General features: G+C 72.7%; 5 protein-coding genes. 3 read left to right on the top strand and 2 right to left on the bottom strand.

The features are described 5' to 3' along the window. Nucleotides 1-43 precede the first annotated feature (43 nt). Entirely contained in the window at nt 44-3,616 is a 3,573-nt protein-coding gene (locus ACFU7Z_RS32525) for a CDP-glycerol glycerophosphotransferase family protein (protein WP_049657412.1), read from the bottom strand. 134 nt (nt 3,617-3,750) lie between these two features. Between ACFU7Z_RS32525 and ACFU7Z_RS32520 the strand changes: the two genes are divergently transcribed. Together ACFU7Z_RS32520 and ACFU7Z_RS32515 are read left to right on the top strand one after the other, a co-directional pair. Further along, nucleotides 3,751-4,749, top strand: coding sequence for a glycosyltransferase family 2 protein (locus ACFU7Z_RS32520; protein WP_380781450.1), 999 nt, complete (start codon nt 3,751-3,753; stop codon nt 4,747-4,749). Nucleotides 4,750-4,796: 47 nt separating this feature from the next. Continuing rightward, complete coding sequence (locus ACFU7Z_RS32515) at nt 4,797-5,822, top strand: YihY/virulence factor BrkB family protein (protein WP_380744545.1); 1,026 nt, start codon at nt 4,797-4,799, stop codon at nt 5,820-5,822. Between the two features lie 27 nt (nt 5,823-5,849). On the opposite strand, the gene ACFU7Z_RS32510 is transcribed toward ACFU7Z_RS32515, so the two are convergent. Further along, on the bottom strand, nt 5,850-7,037 hold the full coding sequence (locus ACFU7Z_RS32510) for a D-alanyl-D-alanine carboxypeptidase family protein (protein WP_380781448.1): 1,188 nt from the start codon (nt 7,035-7,037) through the stop codon (nt 5,850-5,852). A gap of 136 nt (nt 7,038-7,173) precedes the next feature. Here ACFU7Z_RS32510 and ACFU7Z_RS32505 point away from each other — a divergent pair, with 136 nt between their 5' ends. Then, complete coding sequence (locus ACFU7Z_RS32505) at nt 7,174-7,431, top strand: SCO4848 family membrane protein (protein ID WP_049649180.1); 258 nt, start codon at nt 7,174-7,176, stop codon at nt 7,429-7,431. Nucleotides 7,432-7,472: the final 41 nt, after the last annotated feature.

Raw genomic sequence — 7,472 nt, 5'->3', positions numbered from 1 at the left:
GGCACCGATCGGTGCCGGGCGCCCGCCGGATCGTGCGTGGTGGCTACTCCTTGCGGAGCATCGCGTCGACCACCCGGGCGGAGGCCTTGCCGTCGTCCAGGTCGCAGTAGGCCTCGCGGAACGCGGCGGCCCGGTCCGCGTACTTCGCCGCGACCTCGTCCACCCGGCCGAGCACCGAGAGGAGCTCCTCGGAGGTGGCCGGCATCGGGCCGGGTGCCTCGGCCTCGAAGTTCAGGCTGAAGCCGCGCAGGTTGTCCCGGTAGTGCTCCAGGTCGTGGGTGAAGAACACGATCGGCTTGCCGGTCGACGCGAAGTCGAACGCGCTCGCCGAGTAGTCGGTCACCAGGACGTCGGCGATCAGCAGCAGCTCCGCCATGTCGGGGTAGGTGCCGACGTCCCAGATGTAGCCGTTGCCGGCGCCCGGGATCTGGCCGCACATCAGGTGGTGCCGGCGCACCAGCAGCACCTGGTCGTCGCCGAGCGCGGCCCTGGCCGCCGCCAGGTCGATCCGCAGGTCGATCTGATAGCCGCCCTGCGGCCGGCGCCGGTCCTCGCGCCAGGTCGGCGCGTACAGCACGACCTTCTTGCCCTCGGGCAGGCCGAGCCGCTCCCGGACCTGCTCGGCGGTCTTCTCCCGGTCGGTCGCGAACAGCAGGTCGTTGCGGGGCGAACCGCTCTCCAGGATCTCGCCCTTGAAGTCGAAGGCGCGCCGCAGGACCGGGGCCGACCAGCGGTTGCCGGCCACCAGCAGGCTCCAGTTCGGGACTTCCCGGGCCAGGCTCTTGAGGTACTTGGAGTCGGTGAACCAGACCTTCTCGAAGTCGAAGCCGATCTGCTTCAGCGGGGTGCCGTGCCAGGTCTGGACGACCACCTGGTCGGGGCGGCGGACGAAGAAGTCGGGCAGGTGGGTGCTGGCCACGACGTACTTGGCGGTGGCCAGCGCCTCGTACCACTCCGGGCTGCGGTACCGGAGCGCGGTCGCGCTCTGCGGCAGCTCGGCCTGCATGTCGTCGTTGCCCCACAGGTGCTCCAGCGACAGGCCGCGGCGGACCAGCTCCTCGTGCACCGCCCGGGGCGAGCCGGAGTACGTGCCGTACTTGCCCGTGTGGTACAGCACCGTGTCGCGCACCGGCAGCCGGCGGGCGGCCGGGTAGTCCACGCTCTGCAGCTGGCGCTGGCGGTAGCCGGCCCGCTCCTCGGGCAGCAGCACCGAGTGCGACTCCAACGACAGGGCGTCGTGGTCGCGGCGCTCCAGCACTATCCGCTTGCCGCGGGACTCCACCTCGACCGGCAGGACGTCGAAGCAGTCCGGGGTCACCAGCGCGGCGGCGTCCGGCAGTTCGGGCACCGGCACGCCGACCGGGCGGAAGACGACGTTCCAGGTGCCCCGGGAGAGCGGCACCCGGCCGGCGAAGGAGGCCGTCGGCACGGCGGGCAGTGCGGTGCGGAAGCGGCCGTCGGAGATCTCCACCGGGTAGGCATGCTCCTCCTCGCGCCACTCGTGACGGACCACCAGCTCCCAGCGGTGCGCGCCGGGCAGCGGGAACGAGCCGCTCAGCAGGAAGCCGTCGGCGCCGCGCGAGGACACCTCGTCCACCAGCGGCTGGAGCACCTGGTCGGTGAACTGGAGGTGCCCGTGGGGGGAGGGCTTGGAGTAGAGCGCCCGGCGCTCGGCGACCGGGGCCTGCGGGTTCAGTGCCAGGTGCAGCCGCTCGGGCGCGTTGCGGTCGTCCCAGGCCAGCTGGACGGTGCTGCCGTCGGCGAGCAGCAGCGCGCCGTCCCAGTGGTCGCGGCTGCGCTCGGCGGCCACCGGGTCCAGCTCGGCCCAGGCCTCGCGGACGGCGGTCAGCTCGGCGACCGGGAAGGCCGCGGTGAACGGCTGGAGCGAGCCGACCGGAGCGCCCAGCTCCAGCGGGAACGTCAGGTGGCGGTCCGACTCGGTGTGGGTGAGCCGCAGCCGCGCCCCGGCGAAGCTCGGGCCGGAGCGGGCCGCGCCCGAGACCTCCAGCCGGTCGCCGTGGGCGGCCAGGCCGGTCACCCGGGCCTTGACCGTCTCCACCCGGAGGTAGACGAAGTTGTCCCGGATCCACGGCACGATCCGCACGTCCGGCTCGACCCAGTGCGACGGGAGGTACAGCGCGCTGTCGCTCCACCCGGCCGAGATCCGGCCCTTGTAGACCCCGCCCTTGCCCGCGCCGGCCACCAGGAGGCGCCAGTTGCCGTCCTTCCACTGGCCGCGGTGCTTCAGCTTCTTCGGGTCTATGGCCACGGTGAAGCCGGACCAGTCGCAGCTGTACAGGTCGTGGTGGCAGCTCGCGGTGGCCTCGGGGCTGTACGTCGTCCGCATCGGCACCGCGATGACCCGGCGGCCCTTGGCCTCGCGCAGCACCAGGGTGCGGACCATGTCGTGCTTGCCGGCCGCGCCCAGCTGCTCCGGATACGCGTGCCCGGTCAGCCGGAGCTTCCCGTCCTCCCAGGTGCTGCGGTACAGCCGGCTGCGGATCACCAGCGAGTTGTCCAGCTTGAGCACCCCGGCCGGCACGCTCTTGCGCCCGCCGCGCAGGAACGGGTAGTCGGCGTACGGGCGCAGCAGGCCGCGGGCCTGGACACCGCCGCCGCTCTCGCGCTCGTACGTGATCTGCTCGACCAGCTCGTCCATCCGGCCGGACAGGGTCAGGTGGTACTTCAGCCGCAGCGGTGCGCGCAGCCGGGCGACGTGCTCGGCGCCGATCGACCGGAGCAGCCGGCCGACGTGCTGGAGGTAGGCGTCCCGGTACTCCTTGTCCCCTTCGACGAGGGACGAGAAGAACATCGGGATCTCCTCGACGAGGGTGTTCTCGTCGTAGGAGCGCAGGTACTCGGCGAAGCGCGGCTCGGTCTGCTTCGTCAGCCAGGCGCGGACCAGCTCGACCGAGGCGACCCGGTCGATCAGGCCCCTGGGGTTGGTGCGCATCTGCGTGATCGACATCTCGCCGACCTCGCGCTCGCGCCAGTGGTAGATCGGCTCGGAGAGCACGTCCACGCTCTTGGCCAGGTAGTGGTGCGGCACGCTGACCGGCGCGTCCTCGTAGAGGATGCCCTCGGGGTAGAGCAGGCCGGCCGCGTCGAAGAACGAGCGGCGGTACACCTTGTTCCACGCGGTGCGGTCGGTGACCAGCGCCGGGATCTCGGTGATGTGGGTCTTGAGCCTGGTCTCCTTGAACGGCTTCAGGTGGCCGCCGGACTGGTAGTAGCCCACGGCGCGGAAGCGCAGCACGTTGCCGGTGCAGAAGTCCGAGCCGGTCTCGTCCAGCGTGTTGATCATCAGCTCGTACGCGCTCGGCGGCATCGAGTCGTCGCTGTCCACGAAGCACAGGAACTCGGAGTCCGGGTCGATGTGCCGGATGCCGGTGTTGCGGGCCGCGCCGAGGCCCTTGTTCACCTGTCGGACCAGCCGGAACCGGGAGTCCTGGGCCGCGTACGCCTCGGCGAGCGCCGCGCTGCCGTCCTTCGAACCGTCGTCGACCATGACGCACTCGAAGTCCGTGAAGGTCTGGGCGGCGATCGAGTCGAGGCATTCGACGAGGTAGCGCTCGACGTTGTAGATCGGGACGACGATGGAGAGGCGGGGAGCCATCGGCTACGCAGGCCTTTCTCTGGAGGAGCGTGGCAGCCCGTACGGGGTCTGACCGCACTTGGATCGGTGCGTACGTGCGCCCCCGATCCTACCTCCGGGGACCTCGCCCACCCGGGGACCACTACGCTGGGTCCGTGTCCCGTTTCAGCGTGATCGTCCCCGTGTACCAGGTCCAGGACTACCTCGCCGAGTGCCTCGATTCGGTGCTCGGCCAGGACGGCCCGGACGTCGAACTGATCGCGGTGGACGACCGCTCCCCGGACGGCTGCGGCGCGATCCTGGACGGGGCCGCCGCCGCCGACGCCCGGGTCCGGGTGCTGCACCTGCCGGAGAACGTCGGCCTCGGCCGGGCCCGCAACGCCGGCCTGGAGGTCGCCACCGGGGACTACGTGGTCTTCCTCGACAGCGACGACACGCTGACCCCCGGATTGCTGAAGAGCATCGACGAGCGGCTCACCGCCACGGGTGACCCGGACATCCTGGTTTACGACTACGCCCGCACCTACGCCGACGGCCGGATCACCCGGGCCGCCTCCGCGCACGTCTTCGGCGCCGCCTCCCCGGACGTCTTCGACCTCGACGCCCGCCCCGACCTGCTCGACCTGCTCCAGGTCGTCTGGAACAAGGCCTACCGCCGCGACTTCGTCACCGAGCAGCGGCTGGTCTTCCCGGCCGGCTACTACGAGGACACCCCCTGGACGTACCCGGCGCTGCTCGCCGCCGCCCGGATCACCCTGCTCGACCAGGTCGGCGTGCACTACCGCCAGCGCCAGGAGGGCGGCAACATCCTGGCCACCGCCAGCCGCAAGCACTTCGACGTGTTCGCCCAGTACGACCTGGTCTTCGCCTTCCTCGACGGCCGCCCCGACCTGGACCGCTGGCGCCCGGTCGTCTACGGCCGGATGCTGCACCACCTCAACACCGTGGTCTCCAAGCCCGGCCGGGTCCCGCCCGGCGACCGCCGCGAGTACTTCCGCCGGGCCGCCGAGCACTGCGCCCGGCTGCGGCCGGCCGGCTACCGGCCGCCGGCCGGGGTGGACGGCGTGCGCACCGAGCTGCTCAGCCACGGCCGCTACGGCGCCTACCAGGCCGTCCGGGCCCTCGCCAAGGCCCGGCGACTCGTCAAGCGCTGAGCGCGAACTGACGCCCGTTCGGGGGACGGACCGGCTATAACCGGTAGGTGGACTTCCTGACCCGCCTGCCGGTCGTCGGCCCGCTCGTGGCCCGGGTGCTGCGCAGCCGCCCGTACCGGGTGTACGAGTACTTCTCCGCCGCCCGGGGCAACCGGCTGGCCGGCGCCGTCACCTTCTTCGGCTTCCTCGCGCTCTTCCCGCTGCTCACGGTGGGCCTGGCGGTCGCCGCCGCGACGCTGAGCGACAGCCGGGTCCACGAGCTGCAGGAGCACATCTCCGACCAGCTGCCGGGGCTCTCGGACGCGCTCAACCTGCCCGCCCTGGTGGCCAACGCGGGCACCGTCGGGCTGGTCGGCGGGGCGCTGCTGCTGGTCTCCGGCCTCGGCTGGGTGGACACCATGCGTACCTCGATCCGCGACCTGTGGCAGCTGCCCCAGGAGGAGGGCAACCCGGTCCTGCGCAAGGGGTGGGACGTGGCGGTGCTGGCCGGCCTCGGCCTGGTGTCGCTGTTCTCGCTGGCCACCTCCGCCGCCGGCACCACGCTCGCCGGCCGGATCGCCGACGCGATCGGCCTCAACAGCGGGTACCTGCTGACCGCGGTCGGCGTGCTGATCGCCATAGCGTGCGACATGCTGCTCTTCGCCTACCTGCTGGCGCCCTTCCCCGGGATCACCGACCAGCGCCGGCGGGACCTGGTGCAGGCCGCGCTGATCGGCTCGGTCGGCTTCGAGCTGCTGAAGTTGCTGCTCGCCTCCTACCTGGGCTCGGTCGCCGGACGGAGCCTGTACGGGGCGTTCGCCACCCCGGTGGCGCTGCTGCTGTGGATCAACTTCGTCTCCCGGCTGCTGATGTACTGCGTGGCCTGGACGGCGACGGCCGACCCGGTGGCCGCCCGGGACCGGACCAGGGCGCACGGGCGGGCGCTGCTGGAGGCGGCCGACGAGGCGGAGGCGGCGGCGGAGGCGGACGCGGCGGAGCGGGCCGCCCGGTCCGAGCAACGGAAGAAGGAGAAGGAGCAGGAGAACGGGGAGGGCGAGGACGAGGGCGAGGGGAGGGCCCGGCCCCGGGACTGAGGCCGAGCCCTCCCACCCGTCGGCGGGTCAGCCGGCGGAGCGGCGCCGCAGCAGCACCAGCGAGCCGTACCCGGCCGCGGCCCCGGCCAGCACCACGGCCGACCAGCCGCCGAGGCCGAGCCCGCCGCGGGTGCCCATCGCCGCCGTCGGGGCGGTGGTGGCCGCGGGGTGCGGCGGCGGTGCGGGCGTGCCCTCGGCGCCGCCGGCCTGGCCGGTCGGCTCGGCGCCGGCGGGCGGGAGCTCGTCGACCAGCCTGCCGACCGGCTGGACCTTGCCGGCTGCGGCGAAGCCCCAGTCCAGCAGGGCGGCCGTCTCGTCGTACACCCGCTGGTAGCTGGCCGGGTGCATCACCGTCACCAGCAGGGTGCGGCCGTCGCGCTCGGCGGCGCCGACGAAGGTCGAGCCGGCGTTGGTGGTGGTGCCGTTCTTCACCCCGATCAGGCCGGGGTACTTGCCCAGCAGCCGGTCGGTGTTGGCGATCCCGAAGCTGCCGCGCTGGCCGGTGTTCCGGTCGACGGCGCCCGGGAACATCGCGTCCCGGGTGGCGCAGTACGTCCGGAAGTCCGCGTTGCGCAGGCCGGCCCGGGCGAACAGCGACAGGTCGTAGGCCGAGGAGACCTGGCCGTCCATGTCGTAGCCGTCCGGGGAGATCACCCTGGTGTCCCGGGCCTGGAGCGCGTCGGCGCGCGCCTGCATCTCGGTGACGGTCTGCTGGACGCCGCCGTTCATGTGCGACAGGACGTGCACCGCGTCGTTGCCGGAGCTCAGGAACACCCCGCGCCACAGGTCCTCGACCCGGTAGTCCAGGTTCTCCTTGATGCCGACCAGGCTGCTGCCGGGGCCGATCCCCTGGATCTCCTCGTCGGCCACCCGGTGCACCGCGTTGCGGTCGAACTTGGGCAGCACGGTGTCCGCGAAGAGGATCTTCAGGGTGCTCGCCGGGGGCAGCCGCAGGTGCGGGTTGCTGGCCGCCAGCACGTCGCCCGACGCCGCGTCGGAGACTATCCAGGACTGGCCGGTGAGGTCGGAGGGCAGCGGCGGGGCACCCGCCATCGGGGCGACCTGGACCCCGGGGAGCCCGAGCCGCTCGCCGCCGACCGCGGCCGACGGGGGCGGCTGCTGCGGGGTCGCGCCCGCCGGGGCGGCGAGCAGGACCGGGAGGGCCGCGGTGACCGCGGCGCACAGGCGCGCGAACGTGAGTCGGGGTGTGGGCACCAGCTGACCGTACCCACTCGGGGCTCCCGCTGCCCTCCCCCCGGAGCCCGTCCTCCGCAGGAGGGGCCCGCCGTACGCCGATCGGCGGCCCGCGCATACTGGGGACGCACACCGCCTTCACAAGCCGAGGACCCCCATGAAGCTCAGCCGTCGCACTTCCTGGTTCCTGACCGCCTTCGGGGTCTGGTCGATCATCATCTGGACGACCTTCGTGAAGAACCTCTGGAAGGACTCCGGCGGCCAGGCCTTCACCAACGGCGACCACTCCCAGCCCACCGCCTTCTTCTGGGTCCACCTCCTCCTCGCCGTCACCTCCTTCGCCCTCGGCATCGCGGTCGGCGCCATCGGCCTGCGCGGCCTGCGCGCCACCCGCCGCACCCCGGCCACCGACTGACCCGGAGGACGGCAACGCGGAGGCCCCCGCCCGATCCGAGG

Source organism: Kitasatospora sp. NPDC057518 (genome assembly GCF_042802075.1).
Lineage (GTDB): Bacteria > Actinomycetota > Actinomycetes > Streptomycetales > Streptomycetaceae > Kitasatospora.
This window is presented reverse-complemented; position numbering and strand designations above follow the sequence as displayed.